General features: G+C 42.0%; 18 protein-coding genes. 17 read left to right on the forward strand and 1 reads right to left on the reverse strand.

Annotation, left to right across the window (positions count from 1 at the left end; translation table 11 throughout):
- Positions 1-61: 61 nt before the first annotated feature.
- From ACSQ8O_RS18630 to ACSQ8O_RS18690, 13 genes are all read left to right on the forward strand, one after another.
- Positions 62-754 carry a regulatory protein RecX gene (locus tag ACSQ8O_RS18630; RefSeq protein ID WP_436242829.1) on the forward strand — a complete coding sequence of 231 codons (693 nt, stop codon included), beginning with the start codon at positions 62-64 and terminating at the stop codon, positions 752-754.
- Between the two features lie 380 nt (positions 755-1,134).
- Complete coding sequence (gene rny, locus ACSQ8O_RS18635) at positions 1,135-2,676, forward strand: ribonuclease Y (protein WP_056625130.1); 1,542 nt, start codon at positions 1,135-1,137, stop codon at positions 2,674-2,676.
- A 92-nt stretch (positions 2,677-2,768) separates the two neighbouring features.
- Positions 2,769-3,563 (forward strand): TIGR00282 family metallophosphoesterase, encoded by a 795-nt coding sequence (locus ACSQ8O_RS18640; protein ID WP_436242830.1) that lies wholly within the window; start codon positions 2,769-2,771, stop codon positions 3,561-3,563.
- Positions 3,564-3,676: 113 nt separating this feature from the next.
- Positions 3,677-3,937 (forward strand): stage V sporulation protein S, encoded by a 261-nt coding sequence (locus ACSQ8O_RS18645; protein WP_028558349.1) that lies wholly within the window; start codon positions 3,677-3,679, stop codon positions 3,935-3,937.
- A gap of 142 nt (positions 3,938-4,079) precedes the next feature.
- The gene (locus ACSQ8O_RS18650; protein ID WP_436242831.1) at positions 4,080-5,021 is read left to right on the forward strand and encodes a dipeptidase; all 942 of its coding nucleotides are present in this window, start codon (positions 4,080-4,082) and stop codon (positions 5,019-5,021) included.
- Positions 5,022-5,230: 209 nt separating this feature from the next.
- Positions 5,231-6,979, forward strand: a complete 1,749-nt coding sequence (locus tag ACSQ8O_RS18655; protein ID WP_056625139.1) for a 2-oxoacid:acceptor oxidoreductase subunit alpha — start codon at positions 5,231-5,233, stop codon at positions 6,977-6,979.
- The gene (locus ACSQ8O_RS18660; protein WP_056625142.1) at positions 6,967-7,833 is read left to right on the forward strand and encodes a 2-oxoacid:ferredoxin oxidoreductase subunit beta; all 867 of its coding nucleotides are present in this window, start codon (positions 6,967-6,969) and stop codon (positions 7,831-7,833) included. The genes ACSQ8O_RS18655 and ACSQ8O_RS18660 overlap by 13 nt, the downstream gene beginning before the upstream one ends.
- A 98-nt stretch (positions 7,834-7,931) precedes the next feature.
- The gene (locus ACSQ8O_RS18665) at positions 7,932-8,501 is read left to right on the forward strand and encodes a phosphate propanoyltransferase (RefSeq protein WP_436242832.1); all 570 of its coding nucleotides are present in this window, start codon (positions 7,932-7,934) and stop codon (positions 8,499-8,501) included.
- A gap of 287 nt (positions 8,502-8,788) precedes the next feature.
- A complete protein-coding gene (locus tag ACSQ8O_RS18670) occupies positions 8,789-11,221 on the forward strand; it encodes an EAL domain-containing protein (RefSeq protein WP_436242833.1) in 2,433 nt (810 codons plus the stop codon).
- 154 nt (positions 11,222-11,375) lie between these two features.
- The gene (gene miaB / locus ACSQ8O_RS18675; protein WP_436242834.1) at positions 11,376-12,962 is read left to right on the forward strand and encodes a tRNA (N6-isopentenyl adenosine(37)-C2)-methylthiotransferase MiaB; all 1,587 of its coding nucleotides are present in this window, start codon (positions 11,376-11,378) and stop codon (positions 12,960-12,962) included.
- Positions 12,963-12,997: 35 nt separating this feature from the next.
- Entirely contained in the window at positions 12,998-13,462 is a 465-nt protein-coding gene (locus ACSQ8O_RS18680) for a RicAFT regulatory complex protein RicA family protein (protein ID WP_056625149.1), read from the forward strand.
- A gap of 117 nt (positions 13,463-13,579) precedes the next feature.
- Positions 13,580-14,314 carry a phosphonate ABC transporter ATP-binding protein gene (locus ACSQ8O_RS18685; protein ID WP_056625152.1) on the forward strand — a complete coding sequence of 245 codons (735 nt, stop codon included), beginning with the start codon at positions 13,580-13,582 and terminating at the stop codon, positions 14,312-14,314.
- Positions 14,311-14,799 carry a low molecular weight protein-tyrosine-phosphatase gene (locus ACSQ8O_RS18690; RefSeq protein ID WP_436242835.1) on the forward strand — a complete coding sequence of 163 codons (489 nt, stop codon included), beginning with the start codon at positions 14,311-14,313 and terminating at the stop codon, positions 14,797-14,799. The genes ACSQ8O_RS18685 and ACSQ8O_RS18690 overlap by 4 nt, the downstream gene beginning before the upstream one ends.
- A 71-nt stretch (positions 14,800-14,870) precedes the next feature.
- On the opposite strand, the gene ACSQ8O_RS18695 is transcribed toward ACSQ8O_RS18690, so the two are convergent.
- Positions 14,871-15,776: an ATP-binding protein gene (locus ACSQ8O_RS18695; protein WP_436242836.1), complete on the reverse strand. Its 906-nt coding sequence runs from the start codon at positions 15,774-15,776 to the stop codon at positions 14,871-14,873.
- A gap of 554 nt (positions 15,777-16,330) precedes the next feature.
- Between ACSQ8O_RS18695 and ACSQ8O_RS18700 the strand changes: the two genes are divergently transcribed.
- The 4 genes from ACSQ8O_RS18700 (at position 16,331) to ACSQ8O_RS18715 (ending at position 20,348) form a co-directional block, all read left to right on the forward strand.
- The gene (locus ACSQ8O_RS18700; protein ID WP_436242837.1) at positions 16,331-16,498 is read left to right on the forward strand and encodes a hypothetical protein; all 168 of its coding nucleotides are present in this window, start codon (positions 16,331-16,333) and stop codon (positions 16,496-16,498) included.
- Positions 16,499-16,611: 113 nt separating this feature from the next.
- Positions 16,612-17,622, forward strand: a complete 1,011-nt coding sequence (locus tag ACSQ8O_RS18705; RefSeq protein ID WP_436242838.1) for a 2-oxoacid:acceptor oxidoreductase family protein — start codon at positions 16,612-16,614, stop codon at positions 17,620-17,622.
- Between the two features lie 34 nt (positions 17,623-17,656).
- On the forward strand, positions 17,657-19,960 hold the full coding sequence (locus ACSQ8O_RS18710) for a thiamine pyrophosphate-dependent enzyme (protein ID WP_056625163.1): 2,304 nt from the start codon (positions 17,657-17,659) through the stop codon (positions 19,958-19,960).
- Between the two features lie 91 nt (positions 19,961-20,051).
- Positions 20,052-20,348 carry a hypothetical protein gene (locus ACSQ8O_RS18715; protein ID WP_436242839.1) on the forward strand — a complete coding sequence of 99 codons (297 nt, stop codon included), beginning with the start codon at positions 20,052-20,054 and terminating at the stop codon, positions 20,346-20,348.
- Positions 20,349-20,421: the final 73 nt, after the last annotated feature.

A 20,421-nucleotide genomic window follows, 5' to 3' on the forward strand; every position in this document is an offset into this window, starting at 1 on the left:
ATGGATGAAGCACCTTAACCTTGTGTTGGGGTGTTTTTTCTTCATTTGGGGGATTATTGAGATGAATCACGAAGAGGAAGAATTACAAGTAATAACCAAAGTGGAAAAACAAAAACAAGGAAGACATCGCTATAACATTTATCTGAATGAGGAATACGCTTTTTCTGTGCATGAAGATATTCTGATCAAGCACCGTTTAAACAAAGGAGAATCCCTTTATCAGCAAGCGATTGAAGCTATCATTTTAGATGAAGAGCGAAATATGGCCTATGTAAAGGCGCTCCATATGGTAGGAAGACGTCCGCATTCGCTCTCAGAGGTGAAGCGTAAATTGAAAGAAAAAGGTTTTGAAGCGCCTATTATTGATTGGGCGAGTGACAAGCTTATTGAAAATAAATACATCAATGATGAAGAATTCGCTAAAATGTGGACGGACAACCGGGTGATTTCTCAACGCAAGGGACGTAATCTGATTCGACAAGAACTCCAACAAAAAGGGATTCATCAAGATGTGGTTAAAAGTACCATGGAGTCAATTAATCCAGAAGATGAGTACGTCGGGGCACTGAAAATAGCGAGAACGAAATGGAAGCAAACCTCAGGAAAACTAATGGATAGAAAGCGTAAAACTGCGGCATTTCTAATGCGAAGAGGTTACACGGGTGCTATTGTTACTAAGGTATTGGGGCTCATAAGCAATGAAACGGATGAGGAAGAATTGGAATTTATGGAGGATGGATTCGAAGATAATTAACTACATTAATTAATTGCAATAAACTTAATGGCATTAACTATTTGCATTTGAGTTTTGGGTCTAAATAATCAACTCTTGGACATTCGCTTGACAAGCTTCTTCGACAAAAGATAAAATAACAGTGTATATTTTCATAATGTATTCAAAATCATACTAATTTCATTGATTTTGAGAAGACAGATGTAAAAACCGCCAATTTTTACACTGTTGATTATGGATTATTAGCACTATAGTGCCCTAACGCACTGTGCGCATTCATTTAAAAGCCATACTCTTACATTTTAAGGGTATGTATGACTAGTCAAACAATTGAATCGGATTAAAAAACCGAAGGTACCCCAGGCTAACACCTTGGAGAAACCAACGAGGAGGTGAACAAGATGATGACTGCCATCTGGATCGCGATCATTCTCGTTGTTGGAGCTGCATGCTTAGGGATTGGTTATTTTATCCGTAAATCTCTTGCAGAAGCGAAAATTTCCAGTGCTGAAACAGCCGCTGAGCAGATAAAAGAATCTGCCAAAAAGGAAGCAGAAGCACTGAAAAAAGAAACGGTTCTGGAAGCAAAGGACGAAGTTCACAAACTACGATCCGAAGCTGAAAAAGACATTCGTGAACGTCGGAATGAAATTCAACGACAAGAAAGACGACTGTTGCAAAAAGAGGAATCGCTGGATAAAAAATTAGAGTCTCTCGAGCGTAAAGAAGAGCTAGTTGCCAACAAAGAGAAGCGAATCGAGGATACACAAACACAAATTGATCAGCTCTATAAAAGCCAAGTTTCCGAATTGGAACGAATTTCTGGTCTTACAATGGAAGAAGCTAAGAGCATCATTCTTACTAATGTAGAGCAAGAAGTTCGCCATGAAACTGCTCAGCTAATCAAAGAGATTGAACAACAAGCCAAAGAAGAAGGCGATAAGAAAGCACGTGAGATCATCACACTTGCTATTCAGCGTTGTGCGGCAGATCACGTAGCGGAAACCACGGTATCCGTTGTCTCGTTGCCTAATGAAGAAATGAAGGGTCGCATTATCGGTCGTGAAGGTAGAAATATCCGAGCTTTGGAAACTTTGACCGGAATTGACCTTATTATTGATGATACGCCTGAAGCAGTAATCTTATCTGGTTTTGACCCAATCCGTCGTGAAATTGCTCGCACATCACTTGAGAAACTTGTGGCGGATGGACGTATTCATCCCGCACGTATCGAAGAGATGGTTGAGAAGTCTCGCAAAGAAGTGGACGAACGTATCCGCGAATATGGGGAGCAAGCGACGTTTGAAGTTGGGGTACATGGTTTGCATCCTGACTTGATCAAAATTTTGGGGCGCCTAAAGTTCAGAACAAGTTACGGACAAAACGTGTTGAAACATTCCATGGAAGTAGCGTATCTGGCTGGTTTAATGGCCGGAGAGCTCGGGGTAGACGTAACTTTGGCGAAACGTGCCGGGCTGCTTCATGACATTGGTAAAGCGTTAGACCATGAAGTGGAAGGGTCTCACGTCGAAATCGGTGTTGAGATAGGCAAGAAATACAAAGAGCATCCAATTGTAATTAATAGTATTGCTTCACATCACGGTGATGTGGAAGCAACTTCAGTAATTGCCATGTTAGTCGGTGCTGCGGACGCATTGTCAGCGGCGAGACCAGGTGCTCGAAGAGAAACGCTAGAAACGTATATTAAACGTCTTGAGAAGCTGGAAGAGATTTCAGAATCATTTGAAGGTGTTGAGAAATCATACGCCATTCAAGCGGGTCGTGAAGTACGTGTCATGGTGCAGCCAGAGAAAGTGGATGACACTGAAGCGTTCCGTTTAGCCCGTGATATTACGAAGAAAATCGAGGGTGAACTCGATTATCCAGGACATATTAAGGTTACGGTCATTCGTGAAACTAGAGCAGTTGAATACGCTAAATAAGAATCAAATGCGAAAAGTGGCTATTATAGCCACTTTTCCTTATTTTCAAGGCCGAATGGAATTGGGTCATATAAAGGAGCTCGTTTTACGTTATGAAAATTGTGTTTATTGGTGACATCGTAGGTTCTGTAGGAAGAAAAGCATTGAAAAATATCATGCCAAGACTTAAACAATTGCATCCACATGCAGTCTTCATTGCCAACGGAGAGAATGCGGCCGCGGGTAAAGGAATTACGCAAGCAATTGCCAAAGAAATATATGAAATGGGTATTCAAGCCATTACAATGGGAAACCACACGTGGGATCAGAAAGAAATCTTTGACTTTATTGATCGTGACGATAAAATGGTTCGTCCGGCAAACTTCCCGCCAGGTACACCTGGTAAAGGTCATACAGTCATCAAAGTAAAGGACCAAGAACTTCTTATTATTAATCTACAAGGACGAACATTCTTGCCACCAATTGATTGTCCATTCCGTAAAGTGGATGAAATATTGGAAACCGATAATAAAAAGCACAAATTTGTTTTTGTCGATTTCCACGCGGAAGCGACTTCGGAGAAAATTGCAATGGGTTGGCATTTGGACGGTAAGGTGTCTGCGGTCGTAGGAACCCATACACACGTTCAAACAAATGATAATCGAGTATTGCCTCAAGGTACCGCATATGTGACGGATGTAGGGATGGTAGGGCCTCGTGATGGCATTCTAGGGGTAGAACGTAACGCAGTGCTTCAGAAGTTTAAGACGCAGCTTCCCGTTCGTTTCATTACAGATGAAGGTAAATGGCATTTCCATGCCGTTGTTATTGAATTAAACGATCAAACAGGTTTATCTAAAGGGATTAACTTGATTAGATATGATGAAGATCAAGTATTTATGGATTAGTAGTGAAAATATTAGTGGTAACCGTATAAATGGGATGAGGTAGCATGTTTCGTGTACCTCGTGAATATGATGGGTATTGGAAGCTATCCATCATTTCCGAGGAGGTACTATTCATGGATGTGTTAAAAGTTTCAGCAAAATCCAATCCAAACTCCGTAGCAGGTGCATTGGCAGGCGTATTGCGTGAGCGTGGAGCCGCTGAGCTTCAAGCGATAGGTGCAGGCGCATTGAACCAAGCCATCAAAGCAGTAGCTATCGCAAGAGGGTTTGTGGCGCCTAGTGGAGTCGACTTAATATGTGTACCAGCCTTCACGGATATCGTTATTGATGGGGAGGACCGGACAGCTATTAAATTGATTGTCGAGCCTCGGTAGACGGTAAGGCAACTGCATAAGTGTTGACTTTCATGACTGACAGCCAGTTAAATCGAAATGTTATCACAGTACCTATGAAACCTCTGTATAGAGGTTTTTGTGCTGTTTGGGCATAAAGTGCGATGTCAGGAGGCGGGTTATAATGAAAATTGTAGATGGACATTGTGACGCATTAACGAAGCTATATCAGAACGGTAAACTGGAATTTAACCAAGATGTATTAGAATTGGATGTAAGCATTCCAAAGCTGCAGCAGGCAGGTGTTAAAGTACAATGTTTTGCGATCTATCTTCCGGAATCCATCCCTAACCCTAGCTTTGAGTATGTTTTGCAAATGGTTGATATTTTTCATCGAAAGATTATTAGCCATCCGCAAATGAAATTTATTCGTACTGCTTCGGATTGGTTAGACGTGGAGCAAACACAGGAGATTGGTGCTATTTTGACATTAGAAGGTATGGATGCGCTTGCTGGTAATCTAATCAACTTGCGAATTCTCGATTACTTAGGTGTTCGTTGTGCAGGACTCACGTGGAATTACGCAAATTGGGCGGCGGATGGCGTCATGGAACAGAGAAAAGGCGGATTTACAAAAAAAGGGAAGCTCATGTTAAAAGAAATAGAAACTATGGGTATAATAGTCGATGTGTCCCATCTTTCCGTTGCGGGCTTCTGGGAGCTTGTGGAGGTTTACCAAAAACCGTTTATCGCCTCACACTCAAACGCTTATCAGTTATGTCCTCATCCAAGAAATTTATCAGACGATCAAATTAAAGCTATCATACAATGTAAAGGTATAATGGGGATTACCTTTGTTCCTTACTTTCTGGAGAACTTGAAAACGCCAGTAGAGATTTCAGCGATTCTGAAACATATTGATCATATCTGTGCATTAGGCGGAGAGTCCCAAATAGGTTTTGGTTCGGATTTTGATGGGATTGAACAATGGGTAAAAGATTTAAGACATGTTGGTCATTACGGAAATATTATAGAAGCTTTGTGTAAAAACTATACGGAGTCGCAAGTGGAGGCGTTTTTGTACGGGAACTGGCGAAATTTCATGTTGCGGAACCTTCCGCAATGAATAAGTGGAAATCAATCTAATATTGATATGGATACAATCTAAAAACTCTATCTGTTAGAAACGGTGAAACCTCTTGCAATTTACTCTGTAAAGGCATAGAATTTGGATGACAAGTGAAAGAAATTTTTTATTGCACCATCTTAAATTACTAAACAATCAGCTTATCAAATTTTCTTCACGCAGCTACAATCAAAAGGAGTGGACGTACGGTGATTAGTCAGTTATCTTGGAAAATCGGAGGTCAGCAGGGTGAAGGGGTCGAAAGTACAGACCGCATTTTCTCTACTGCATTGAACCGTCTCGGTTACTATTTGTATGGGTATCGTCATTTCTCTTCACGGATTAAGGGGGGACATACAAATAACAAGATTCGCATCAGCACCAAACCGATTCGCGCAATTTCAGACGATTTGGATATTCTTGTTGCTTTCGACCAAGAAAGTATCGATTTCAACGCACACGAACTTCGTGACAATGGAGTAATCGTTGCGGACGCTAAATTTAACCCTGTTTTACCTGAAGGAATTAAAGCTAGATTGTTCCCAGTACCGATTACTGCAATTGCAGAGGAATTAGGAACTTCCCTATTTAAGAACATGGCCGCGTCAGGCGCTTCATGGGCTCTACTTGGCTTGCCGATTGACGTGTTTAATAAAGCTGTTGAAGAAGAATTTGGCCGTAAAGGTGCGGCTGTCGTTGAGAAGAATATTGAAGCTGTTCGCAAAGGTGCAGAATCTGTACTTGAACTAGCTGGCGGACCTATCGCTGACTTCCAACTTGAGCCTGCTGACGGACAACAAAAATTGTTCATGATCGGTAATGATGCAATCGCTCTTGGAGCAGTTGCTGCAGGTTGCCGCTTCATGCCGGCTTATCCAATTACGCCAGCATCCGAAGTTATGGAGTATTTGCAAAAAGTACTACCTAAATTAGGTGGGACAGTTATTCAAACGGAAGATGAAATTGCAGCATGTACAATGGCTATCGGCGCTAACTACGCAGGTGCTCGTGCGCTTACAGCTTCAGCAGGTCCTGGTTTGTCCCTAATGATGGAAGCAATTGGTCTTGCAGGTATGACAGAAACTCCAGTAGTAATCGTTGATACGCAACGTGGTGGTCCAAGTACAGGACTTCCTACTAAACAAGAGCAATCTGATTTAAACGCAATGGTTTACGGAACGCACGGTGAAATTCCAAAAATCGTTCTTTCTCCAAGTACGATTGAAGAGTGCTTCTACGATACAATTGAAGCTTTCAACCTTGCCGAGCAGTATCAAGTGCCTGTTATTCTTATGACGGATCTTCAACTTTCCTTAGGTAAACAATCCGCAGAAATGCTTGATTACAACCGCATTGTTATTGACCGCGGCGCACTAGTAACTGAAGCACCTGAACAAGAGCCTAATCAGTTGTTCAAACGTTATGAGTTCACGGAGAAAGGTGTTTCTCCTCGTGTAATCCCTGGTGTGAAGCATGGTATTCACCATGTTACAGGAGTAGAGCATGACCAAACAGGTCGTCCTTCCGAAAGCACAGAAAATCGTCAACGTATGATGGATAAGCGTCTTGAGAAGTTGAAACATATTCAAGTGACAGATGCTATCAAATTTGATGCTCCTCACGAGAATCCAGACCTTCTTATTATCGGAATGGGTTCCACTGGTGGAACAATTGATGAAGCAAGAAGTCGTGTTGAATTGGAAGGTATCAAAACTAACCACGCAACAGTACGTTTGATTCATCCGTTCCCAGCTGACCAACTTCGCCCGCTTGTTGAAAAAGCGAAACAAGTTATCGTTGTTGAAAACAACGCTACAGGTCAATTAGCTGATCAAATTAAATTGCATGTTGGCCATGCAGATAAAATCAAAAACGTACTTAAATACAACGGTAACCCGTTCTTGCCAGCAGAAATCGAACAAAAATGTAAGGAGTTGACTTTAGCATGGCAACATTAAAAGACTTTCGTAACAATGTAAAGCCTAACTGGTGTCCTGGATGCGGAGATTTCTCCGTACAAGCGGCTATTCAGCGTGCTTCAGCTAACGTTGGTTTGGAGCCAGAAAACTTAGCAATCGTTTCAGGTATCGGATGTTCCGGACGTATTTCGGGTTACATCAATGCATACGGATTCCACGGTATTCACGGAAGATCCCTGCCTATCGCACAAGGTGTGAAAATGGCTAACCGTGATTTGACAGTTATTGCTTCTGGTGGAGATGGAGACGGCTTTGCAATTGGTATGGGGCACACTGTTCATGCTATTCGTCGTAACATTGATGTTACTTACATCGTAATGGACAACCAAATCTACGGTTTGACAAAAGGTCAAGCTTCACCACGTAGTGCGGAAGGTTTCAAAACGAAAAGTGTACCATCCGGTACAATTGAGTCCGCAATTTCACCACTTGAAATTGCAATGGCTGCAGGTGCTTCTTTCGTAGCACAGTCATTCTCCAGCAACTTGAAACAGTTAACAGCTGTTATTGAAGCTGGTTTGAATCACAAAGGTTTCTCCTTGATCAACGTATTCAGCCCTTGTGTTACTTTCAATAAAGTAAACACATATGACTGGTTCAAAGAGAATATCGTTGATTTGGATGAGATCCCAGACTATGATTACACAAACCGTGTGATGGCGATGACCAAAATCATGGAAACAAACTCCATGTTGACAGGTATCATCTACCAAAACAAAGATAAAAAGAGCTATGAAGATTCCATTCCAAGCTTTGCTAAAGAAGGTCTTGCTAAACAAGATCTTAAGCTTTCCGAGGCTGACTTCAGCAAATTGCTTACAGAGTTTAAATAACAATTTCCTAAGAAGGCATACGGTGATATTCCGTATGCCTTTTTTGCTGAGCGGTAATACTGACAATTATGATCCAAAAGAGAGGATGAGTACCTACCATGCCCATGATTCCAATTGGTGTTTCAGCAAGACATATACATCTTTCACAAACCGATTTAGTTGCACTTTTCGGAGAGGGATATGAGTTGTCGAGTTTCAAGGATTTATCGCAGCCAGGCCAATTCGCAGCACAAGAAACGGTTGCTATAATAGGGCCGAAAGGACAATTCGATAAAGTCCGAATTCTCGGTCCAATTCGACCACAAACGCAAATCGAGGTATCACGTACAGATGCTTTCACACTTGGCATCCATCCGCCAGTACGCGAATCAGGACATATTGAAGGAACACCTGGAGTGCGTGTCATAGGCCCTAAAGGAGAAGTTACATTGGAGCAGGGCGTCATTGTAGCGGCAAGACATATTCACTTCCATACTTCTGATGCCACTCAATGGGGAATTCAAGATAAACAACTTCTACGCGTTCATCTGCGGGGAGAAAGGCCATTAATATTGGAAGATGTGATTGCCCGAGTGTCAGACCAATTTGCGTTGGATATGCATATTGATACAGACGAAGGAAATGCAGCAGGCGTGAAAACGGGTGACAAAGCAGAGCTCTTATTATAATAATGATTAATAGCATTAATCCTTAATGAGGTTAATAAATTCAAAAAGCATCCTTTCTAAGACGTGTAAGGGATGCTTTTTGCGCTTTTTTTGCATGAAAATTACGTTGAGATGTAAGTTTTACATTTTCTGAGTATTTTCGACGTAAACGTATAGAGGCACTAAGTAAATCATGGTAAAATGGTTTTTAATAGATTCATAGTACATATATTTGCTTAGCCGTATCGATTTGATTCAATGGCTCCTGTAGATATCATTATCATTGCCTTAAGTTAGGAGACATCACATTGGAAACTATCTCAAGTACGTATCACATCCCCTTTGTCATTTTTTCAATTCTCATTGCGATCATTGCATCATTTGCTGCATTGGACCTGGGAATTCGAATTCATAAGGCCAAAAGTTCAGCGAGGCAAGCCTGGTTGGCAGGCGGTGCTTTTGCAATGGGAATGGGTATTTGGTCGATGCATTTCGTTGCGATGCTAGCTTTCCATTTATCTATATCTGTCACATACCAATTATCTACTGTGATTTATTCAATCGTTCCAGCGTTGCTTGCATCATGGTTAGCCTTATATATCATCAGTAGACCCGTGATGCGTAAACCACATGTGTTTATTGGTGCTACTTTTATTGCGACAGGAGTCGTATCCATGCACTACATTGGCATGGAAGCCATGGTGATGGGAGCAACGATTGAATATAATCCCTTTTTATGGGCTCTTTCTGCTATCATTGCTTATGTTGTCTCATTAGTAGCACTTCTGTTGTTATTCTCTGTAAAACAGAATGCGAGCTCACCACGTATTATGTTGCGAAAGTTAGTTAGTTCGTTGGTCATGGGCATAGCAATTAGTGGTATGCACTATACAGGAATGGCAGCAGCAACCTTCAAGCATGATCATTCACACATCGCTTCAGACCTTACGTTCGATACGAAATTGCTGGCTTATTTAATAGGTTTTGGCATTTTATTCATTCTAGGACTAGCGTTCATCAGTACATTCATCGATAGACGATTTGAATCACAGATTATGATGTCGGAGAAAAGATTCCGTTCCGTTGTAGAATCAGCCCATGATGCGATTATCTTGGCTGATCATAATCGGACAATTATCTCTTGGAATAAGGGTGCACAGCTCATTTTTGGCTATGAAGAACAAGAGCTTATTGGAGAAAGGTTACATCGTATTTTCCCAGAACGGTTCTTTGCATCGCATAAAGAGCGATTGGAGAGATTCCTTGCGACTGCCACTGGTGAAGTGGATGAGCTTGGATTGACTTACGAATTAATAGGGTTACGAAAAGATCAAACGGAGTTTCCAATTGAACTTTCACTTGCAGTGTGGAAAGAAGAAGGCAATACATACTTTAGCTGCATAATTCGAGATATCTCTGAAAGAAAAAGAGCAGAAGAAAAGATTAATCAGATGGTGTATCGTGATCCTTTAACGGGTCTGCCGAATCGGCTTTTATTAAATGATCGTCTCGATCTAGCTTTAGACCAAGCGTATGAAAATCAACAAAGCATGGGGATCATGTTTATTGATTTGGATCGATTTAAATTTATTAATGACACACTTGGCCATGCAATGGGAGATAAATTATTGATTGAGGTTGCGAAGCGATTCGAAGCTTGCATCGGTAAAGGAGATACGGTTTCTCGGCAAGGTGGCGATGAATTTATTATTCTTTGGGCACATACAACTGCTGATGAGATGATCAAAAATGCGAATAAAATTGTTCGTATTTTCTCACAATCCTTTACCATCCTTGAACACGAGTTATTCGTTACACCTTCCATTGGTATTAGTCTCTATCCATCTGATGGAGGGGATATTGAGACGTTAATTAAAAATGCAGATACCGCGATGTATCGTGTGAAAGAACAAGGTAAAAATAATTTTCAATTTTATACACCAGAGATGAATGAAGCGGTCACCAAAAAAATGCAAATGGAAATTGGGCTGCGCAAAGCCTTAGAGCGAAATGAATTTAAGGTTTTTTATCAACCGCAGATTGATGTGAATACGGGGAAAATTACTGGTGCAGAGGCATTGATTCGTTGGCACCACCCGGATTGGGGGCCGATATCACCTGCGGATTTCATACCACTAGCAGAAGAAACCGGATTAATCATTCCAATTGGCGAATGGGTGCTAAATGAGGCTTGTCGCCAAAATAAAGAATGGCAGATGCAAGGCTATGCACCATTTCGTATAGCTGTAAATATATCTTCTAGGCAATTTAAACAAAGTAATCTAATCGATATGGTAAGTAAGGCTTTAGATGAGTCCGGACTAGATCACCAGTATCTAGAACTGGAGCTAACGGAAAGTATTATCCAAGATTCCAAGTACGCCATTGAGACTATGCATAAATTAAAGGCTATGGGTATCTTTTTATCGATTGACGATTTTGGAACGGGATATTCATCTTTGAATTATTTAAAGTTGTTCCCTATTGATAGTTTGAAGATTGACCAATCGTTTACTCGAAATATGTTTGAGGATGCGAAAGATGCTGCACTCGTACATACGATCATTTCAATGGCACATAATTTGGATCTAAAGGTAATCGCAGAAGGGGTAGAAACGAAGGAACAGCTTCAATTTTTACTACTAAAAGAATGCAATGAAGCGCAAGGGTACTTATTTAGCCGCCCATTACCTGCTCAGGAGATGACTGGTATCATTAAGCAGCAATATACATTTGGTTAAATGTGATTTAAGTGCCTTCTCTTTGGAGAAGGTTTTTCTCATGAATCTGAAACGGAAGCCAATATGGATATACAGGTATCTTTTGTGCTATAATTTGATATTGGGTTAATACAAGTTAGAGCTATATTTATAGATAAAGGGAAGTGAATTCACCATGTCAAAGGAGAACCAAAATACATCGGACTTAAAATCCGACAAGGTTAAGGACTACTCCAAATACTTTGACTTCTCGGATGCGAAAGTGTTAAGCCAAGAAGAGGGCAAAACGACGTATCGAATTAAAGGTAGAAACATCCAAATTAATTCTGCGCCGAACTACAAGGATGAGAAGCAACGTGGTAAAGAAGACATTCAGGTTCACTACGATTTTGCGATTCCAGAAGATATGCAGGAGTTTGGTAAGGACAAATATTATTTAATCACGACCTATGGATGTCAGATGAATGAACATGATACCGAAGTCATGAGAGGTCTTTTCGAGCAGATGGGTTATACAGCTACGGATGACAAGCAGATCGCAGATGTAATTCTCTTAAATACGTGTGCGATTCGTGAGAATGCTGAAGACAAAGTGTTCGGTGAACTTGGTCATTTGAAGACGTTGAAAGCGCAGAAGCCAGGGCTTATTCTTGGAGTATGTGGTTGTATGTCGCAAGAGGAGTCCGTGGTTCATCGCATTATGCAGAAACATGCCTTTGTCGATATGATTTTCGGCACACATAATATTCATCGCTTGCCAAGCCTATTGAAAGATGCCTTTTTCAACAAAGAAATGGTTGTGGAGGTATGGTCAAAGGAAGGCGATATCGTAGAAAATCTCCCCAAAAAACGGGAAGGTATCCGTGCTTGGGTTAATATTATGTACGGCTGTGATAAGTTCTGTACTTATTGTATTGTTCCATATACACGTGGTAAAGAACGAAGCCGTAGACCGCAGGATGTCCTGGCAGAAGTCAGAGATTTGGCTCGTCAAGGCTTTCAGGAAATTACGCTACTTGGACAGAATGTCAATGCCTATGGCAAAGACTTTGAAGATATAACGTACACTTTCGCTGATCTGATGGACGATATTCGTAAGATTGATGTTCCTCGTATTCGTTTTACAACCTCACATCCGCGAGATTTCGATGATCGTTTGATTGAGGTATTAGGGAAGCGTGGCAATCTCGTTGAGCACATCCACTTACCTGTGCAAGCTGGTAATACAGATGTCCTAAAACGAATGAGTCGAAAGTACTCGAGAGATCATTATTTGCAGCTTGCAGGTAAAATCAAGGCTACCATGCCTGATGTCGTATTAACGACAGATATCATCGTTGGTTTTCCCGGCGAGACGGATGAGCAATTCGAGGATACGATGACGCTGTACGAGGAAGTAGGCTTTGATTTTGCATTTACGTTCATCTATTCACCGAGAGTAGGTACGCCTGCAGCTGAGATGGAAGATAATGTTCCAATGGAAGTGAAGAAACAGCGTTTATATAGGCTGAATGAGCTAGTGAATAAGTTGAGTAAAGACAGCAATGAACGTTTGCTAGATCAAACTGTCGAAGTCTTAGTAGAAGGCGAGAGCAAGAACAATACAGATGTGCTCGCTGGCCGCACGCGGACAAATAAACTAATCCACTTCACAGGAAACCCATCCTTGATCGGTCAAATGGTTCATGTCAAAGTTACTCATGCACAAACTTGGATTTTGAAGGGCGAAATTGTACATAAGTCTCTTCAGATGTCTGTATAAAATTACGAACAGGATAAATAGGAGCGTGTTAAGAAATGTCCCAATGTGATCATGCACATGATGATAACCAGCCTCATGCATTTCAAGTAGAGGAATTTACGAATACAGAAATGATCGTCCGCGAAGATATTCTGGCGAAAGCGAAGGAACTAGCTGCGTTGCTTACTACTTCCAATGAAGTTCAGTTCTATCAAAAAGCTGAAAAGCAAATTGCAACGAATCCTGATATTCAAGGTTTGATTAGTGCGATTAAGAAGAAGCAAAAAGAGATTGTTGCTTTTGAAACGTTCCAAAATAAGAAAATGGTGGAAAAAATCGAGAATGAAATCGAAGTTCTGCAAGATGAATTAGATGGCATTCCTATCGTTAATGAGTTCAAGCAAACACAAGAAGATATCAACTATTTGCTTCAACTTGTTATGTCCGTAGTTAGAGACACGATTTCGGATAAAATTAATGTTGAAGCAGGCGCGGCAGAAGCACCGACTTCATGTGATTAATTTTGACATGTAAATGAGAAAGGAATCGCCCTCAACGAGCAGTTCAATGGCCTGAGTTGAGTGGCGATTTATTATTTCTTATCAATGACTACTAGGCTTACGTGAAGGAGAGTTGTCATGCTGACAGTTCGAAATTTGAGTAAAGTATTCCCTCCGGATAATCAAGTCCTATCGCAAATTAGCTTTCAAGTCGATGCCGGAGAGTTTATCGCGGTAATCGGCAGCAGTGGTAGTGGGAAAACAACGCTGCTTCGTTGTATAAGTCATCAAGAGAAATGGACAAGCGGTCAGCTCATATATAACTCAATTGATATAACGAAGCCAGGTCCGTGGGATCGATTCAAATTGGGTAAGGATTTCGCTTACTTGGAGGAGAAGCCTTTTCTAAATCGGAATAAAAGCGCTGTCAAAAATGTGTTGATGGGTAGGGTATATCAGGCTCCACTTCGGATGGTTACAGGCTTATCGTCGAGAAATGAGAAAATCGATAGCATGGACTTCTTGGAGAAAGTTGGTCTGCTGGATAAAGGAGAAAAGAAAGTTGGTCAGCTTAGCGGTGGAGAGCAGCAACGTGTCGCCATTGCGAAAGCCTTGATTCTTGGGCCTAAAGTTCTTGTAGCCGATGAACCTGTATCTGGTCTTGATCCTAAATCAACGGAATACATCCTACAGGATTTGAAATCGTTATGCAAAGAACGGAACATGAGCGTGATCGCCACGCTTCATAAGGTCGAACTCGCCGAGCGGTTCGCCACACGTATTTGGGGAGTATCGGAAGGTCGGATCGTTTTGGACATTCCAGCTAGACCACTCACGTTGAATGAAAAAATGCTTGTTTTTGGTCAAATATGATTAAGGTCCTATTCGTTTGTTTGGGCAATATTTGCCGATCACCTATGGCGGAAGCGGTGTTTCGTCACCAAGTGAAGCAAGCTGGCCTTGAGGATGTCATTTCAATTGATTCAGCTGGTACTGGGGATTGGCATATCGGTCATCCTCCACATCAAGGAACACGTGATATTCTTGACCAGTATCAGATTGCATATGAGGGCTTAAAAGCTAGGCAGGTCCGCCCAGATGATTTCTATCAATTTACGTATATTATCGCTATGGATGACAGTAATGTCGTGAACTTAGCTGCATTTGCTCCAGAATATGCGGGGGATGAGAAGCGTGCCTCCATACATAAATTATTGGACTTCGCAAGTAATCAAACAATTACTGAAGTGCCTGATCCCTACTATACGGGGAAATTTCAAGAAGTATACGAAATGGTTGAGGAAAGTTGTAGTCGGTTGCTTGCACATATCGTGGCTCAACATGGATTGATTAAGTAAGTACCATACAACACAATAAAAGCAAGCTAGATAAGAGTGAGCCTCTTGTCTAGCTTGCTTTTTGGTTTTGTTCAGTATTGTTGAAAAATAATAGAACATTGTGTTCCGCAATTGAGGCTGCTAGTGAATGAAATTTTGCCATTCATTTTCTTGATTAGACTCATGACTACGACAAGCCCAAGTCCAGTACCGTGTTGTTTGGTCGTGTAGAAAGGCTTGCCCAAGGAGTTCAACTGCTTGCTGGACATACCAACACCCGTGTCTGTGATCGTGATCTGAACAGCACTAGGATGTTTGCAAGTACGTAACGACAGCTTTCCGCCATTTGGCATGGATTCAATGGCATTCTTAATAAGATTAAGTAAACATTGGCGAAGCTTTTGAGACTCTCCAAGAATATAAAGAGGTGTTTCACATTCATGTGAAATATCAATTGTAATTTGAAAATCAAGCGCATAGGGGGTAATAAATCGTATGGTATGTTCCAGTTCTTCTTTAATATCAAGCTGTTCTTTCATGTCAACGGAGGGCTTCGCATAGTTAAGGAAATCTGTCAATAAAGTGATGGCTTGGTCTACTCCTGATAAAGCATGGTCAACATAACGCCTACGATCCAGAGGAGTAATATCCGATCGTGCTAATAATTGCAGAAATCCACGTGTTGATGTTAGAGGATTTCTGATTTCATGTGAAACTGTAGCCGATAACTCGGCAAGCATGCGATTTTTTTCAAGATGAGTGATATGCCTTCTCTGTATTTCATATTTGTTAATATAAAAAAGTAATGAAATCATAATCCATAGTGAGATAAATGCGAGGGCTAAAACAAAGCCAGTGTATAAGGAAAATGGAGCTAAGACATAAGGAGCAAGTGGTGCATATAGTAGTTCATATATGATGAGGATTCCGGTTGCATACATGAGTTTCACTATCAAATCGGCATTAGCTACGCGATTTCGGACTAAAATTCCAAGCATCAGTAAGAATGTACTGCTTAGTAGCGCTGGCTCCCAATAATAGTTTAAGACGAACATACAACCGATATTAAATATGATCCATGTCATAATTGAAGGAGCTATGCCAACGCCTAATGTCACAAAAAGCAAGCAGACAGGAACTAATTGTAAGGAGTAGATTAAGGGGTCAATATCCGCAAAGTTCCAATAAAGAAGGATGAAGCTTCCTAGAATTAAAGAGAATAAGAGATTCAAATGCTTTTCTTTATGTATGAAAAGAGGAGCGAGAATAAGGTGGAGCAGAGCAGCGCTCATGATGTAGAAAAGGTTTTGTAATTCATTGGCAATAATGAAATGAAGCAATCCTATGCATCCTTTCCATATTTCGACAATCTGGGAATTATTTCTACATTATCTCATAAATGCGGTTTGAATCAAGAGAAATACTCTATTTGGAATGCTAAAGATTTCATAAAGACTTATAGTCAATGCTGTATAAACCGCTGTATAATAAAGAAAACATAGATTGCAAACGTTTACAATTTTGAGGGATTTGAAGCCGAGGAGAGATGTGAATGCGGTTGTGCTCACAGGTGTGCGGTGTTGTGTTTAATCCGATTGAAGACGATTATGTAGACGTTTGTGAAGATTGCGAGGCATGGGAGAATGACATCGAAGTGGACCGGGAATCGTTAAGTTTTTATTTGGGAAAGTGCGGTTTGATCATAGATTATCTGCTCTAAATGGCTGGTTTAAAAAAAGGTTGATTACCAGCCATTTCTTGTTACAATAATAGTAGATTTATTATTCACACTATTCACTCTATATGCAGTTCATTTTTGAAAGGAGACCAAGCATGGTAACTTTACCTAAATTGAACGATCTCGGATTTTTCGAGATAAGACTGGAATCCATCGGCGGTCTAGGAGCGAATCTGGCAGGTAAAATGCTGGCTGAAGCAGGAGTCGTTGGCGTTGGTTTGAACGGTGTCAGTTTCTCATCCTATGGGTCTGAGAAGAAAGGATCAGCAGTAAAAGCACATATTCGATTTTGTGACATGGATACGAAGATTCGGGATACATCGCCCGTTGAACGACCGCATGTTGTAGGTGTTTTTCATGAGTCACTTTCTAAAACTGTAAACGTTATCAGTGGCATCTATGAGGATAGTACCGTATTAGTAAATTCAACGAAAACGCCTGATGAATTAAAAGAGAAGATGAAGCTCAGGGGAGGCACGATTGCTGTCATTGACGCAATTGGTATTTCGCTTGAGGAAAAGAATCGTGTAAATATGGCCATGTTGGGTGCCATGTTCCGATTGTGTGATTTTCTGGATCCAGATGTCATGCGAGGTGTTATTAGAAAGTCATTAGAAAAGAAATACCCACTTGCAGTTGCACCAGCATTACGTACATTCGATCGTGGATACAACGAGGTCGTTTTCCAAACATATGCGCTTCCAGATGGGGAATCCATGCCAGATTTTGTACGGTATGATACACCAGTTCTAGGCTTTGCTACACAGCCTATCGGGGGAGTCGTTACGAACCCAGGTAATAGTATACTCAAAGATTTAAGTATTTCCCGTGCTGGGATGATGCCGCATTTTCATGAAGATTCCTGTATTCACTGCGCTTCATGCGATAATGTGTGTCCTGACTTTTGTTTTGTATGGGATGAGCTCCCTGACAAAAAAGGGCGTCCCCAAATGTTCCTGCAAGGCATAGACTATCAATATTGTAAAGGTTGCCTTAAATGTGTACAAGCTTGTCCAACCGATGCGCTCTCTAGTGAGCGTGAAGAAGATGGTTATGCTGATCTAAATCGCATGCCGCATCGATTCAATCTAGCTATAAACTCTTAGAGAGTATTTATGGGAGAAGGGTGGAACTACACGCATGGCCATTGATATCAAGCAGGAATTTGGGGTAGCCAAAGTTGAACAGCGCATCGTGTATGAATCAGGGAATGAGATGGCTGCCTATGCCGCACATCAAATTAATTATCATGTCATGGGATACTTTCCGATTTCACCATCCACGGAAGTAGCTCAGTTTCTAGATCTCATGAAGTCCAATGGACAGCATGACATTGTATTAATTCCTGCCGACGGTGAACATGGTTCAGCAGGTATATGTTATGGCGCATCAACTGCTGGCGGCCGCGTATTTAACGCGACAAGCGCCAACGGTTATTTGTACATGTTGGAACAAATGCCGGTACAATCCGGAACCCGGTTTCCGATGGTTATGAACTTGGTTTGCCGATCTGTTTCGGGACCACTGAATATTCATGGGGATCATTCTGATCTTTACTATGCTTTGAATACGGGTTGGCCGATTGTCATGTGTCGAGATCCGCAAGCCGTGTATGATATGAATATTATGGCGCTGAAATTAGCAGAGGATCCTGAGGTGCGTTTGCCGGTTATGGTCGCGTCCGATGGTTATTTCACCTCTCACCAAAAGCGCAGAGTGCAAACCTTCGCACATCGGGCTGATGTGCAGGCATTCGTAGGTGAGAAGCCACAGGGCTTCCCAGATACCTTAGATCGTAATAATCCGATCACCGTCGGACCTTATATGAATGAGCCGGATTACATTAATAATTGTTATCAACAGTCGATGGCGATGTATAATGCCGAAGGTGTATATGACCGCATTCGGCAGGAGTATGCCGAATTAACGGGTCGTGACTATCCGATTCTAGAGCTATATCGGATGGAGGACGCGGAAGTCGCGGTATTCCTGATGAATTCGGCTTCCGAAATCATCAAGGATGTCGTCGACCAGCTCCGCGAGAAGGGCATTAAAGCAGGTTCGATCGCTCCGAACCTGATCCGACCTTTCCCAGCGAAGCAGATCGCCGAGGCGCTTGCGAATGTGAAAGCGATCACCGTAGGCGATCGCGCGGATTCCTATGGCGGACATGGCGGCAACATGGTCAATGAAATTAAGGCGGCGCTGTTCACCAATGGGAACAGAGACACGCTTGTCATAAGCCGAATCTATGGCTTAGGTGGCAAAGACTTTTATGCCGAGGATGGGCATAATCTGTTCCAATTCGCCATTGATGCGATGGAAAGCGGCAAGGTAGATGTGCCTTTCGATTACTACGGCCATACGCCGGGGGATCCTTCGAAAGCACCGAAGCGAGTATTGACGCCAATGAAGTATGAAGATCTGAAGACGGGTCTCATCACCGTTTCTCCAGATGAGAATACGGGGAAACTGAATGTACGCATTCCGCCTCTTCGTTCCTTGACCAAAAAGCCAAAGCGGATTGCACCAGGTCATGGCGCTTGTCCGGGCTGCGGTATTTTCTCAGGACTCGAACTGTTCTTCAAAGGAATAGAAGGCGATATTGTCTCCATTTTCCATACAGGATGTGCAATGGTTGTAACCACCGGTTATCCCTACTCGGCGCATAAAGCTACTTATATCCACAATCTGTTCCAGAATGGCGCAGCAACGCTGTCAGGTGTTGTAGAGATGTTCTGGGAGCGGAAGCGTCGCGGAGAACTTGATCATCTAGGGTTAAAGGACGATTTCACTTTCGTCATGATTACGGGCGATGGCGGTATGGATATCGGAATGGGGCCTGCTATTGGGGCAGCTTTACGGAATCATAAAATGATTATTCTTGAGTACGATAATGAAGGATACATGAACACAGGTGCACAGTTATCGTATTCAACGCCGATGGGTCATCGGACTTCGACTTCCAATGTCGGAAAGCATCAAGGTGGTAAGGTTTTCCATCATAAGGATACGGCGCAAATTATGGCTGCAACTCATATTCCATATGTATTTACCGGTTCCGAAGCGTATCCGCAAGATCTGGTCAAGAAAGCGGCGAAGGCGCAATGGTATGCGCAGCACGAGGGGTTGGTATATGGCAAAATTCTCATTGCTTGCCCATTGAACTGGCTGTCGGATGACCAAGAGGGCTCCAATATCGTTGGTGCTGCGGTGGATTCCTGTTTCTTCCCACTTTATGAGGTGGAACATGGAGTGACTTCGATCACTTACAATCCGGAGGATAAGAGTAAGAAGATTCCGTTATCCGATTGGTTGAAAACGATGGGGAAAACGAAACATCTTACGAAACCCGAATATGAAGGTTCACTGAAATCGTTCGAGACGGAAGTGGAACGCCGTTGGAATATGCTGAAAGCGAAGCATGAGAATGCGTATTTGTAAGTTTGCGTAACCGTTATCTGATAAGCTTGCCTATAAACGGAGGTCCATTCCCCTCGTGGTGAATGGGCCTTTTTACCAGGAGGAATGGAAGATGCCTTATGTACTGCAGCAGAAAGAGTCTGAGCAAATCTATACGACAACACTGGTTAACCATTATGGACTCGCCTACTATGGTGTGAAATTCTGGAATGAGCAAGAGGAAGCGAACGAGCACGCTTTAGCCTTTTTAGAATCGCAAGCCGTTCCAGATCCAAGCAGTTGGCAAGTGATTGAATTGGAAGAAAATGAGATGAAAATAGGGAATGTAAAACTCAAAAACTCCCCGCAATGGCGCCTGTTTTGGTCTTCTTTAACACGTAAAGCTGAAGCGCGGAAATTGGAAAATTAAACCTAGCCGTCAATAGGCTAATCGCCACGCATACGATGGCAATAATCGCTACCATTCACCTATATTCGCCTAA

Source organism: Paenibacillus sp. LjRoot56 (assembly GCF_964253335.1).
GTDB classification, from domain to species: Bacteria; Bacillota; Bacilli; order Paenibacillales; family NBRC-103111; genus Paenibacillus_E; species Paenibacillus_E allorhizoplanae.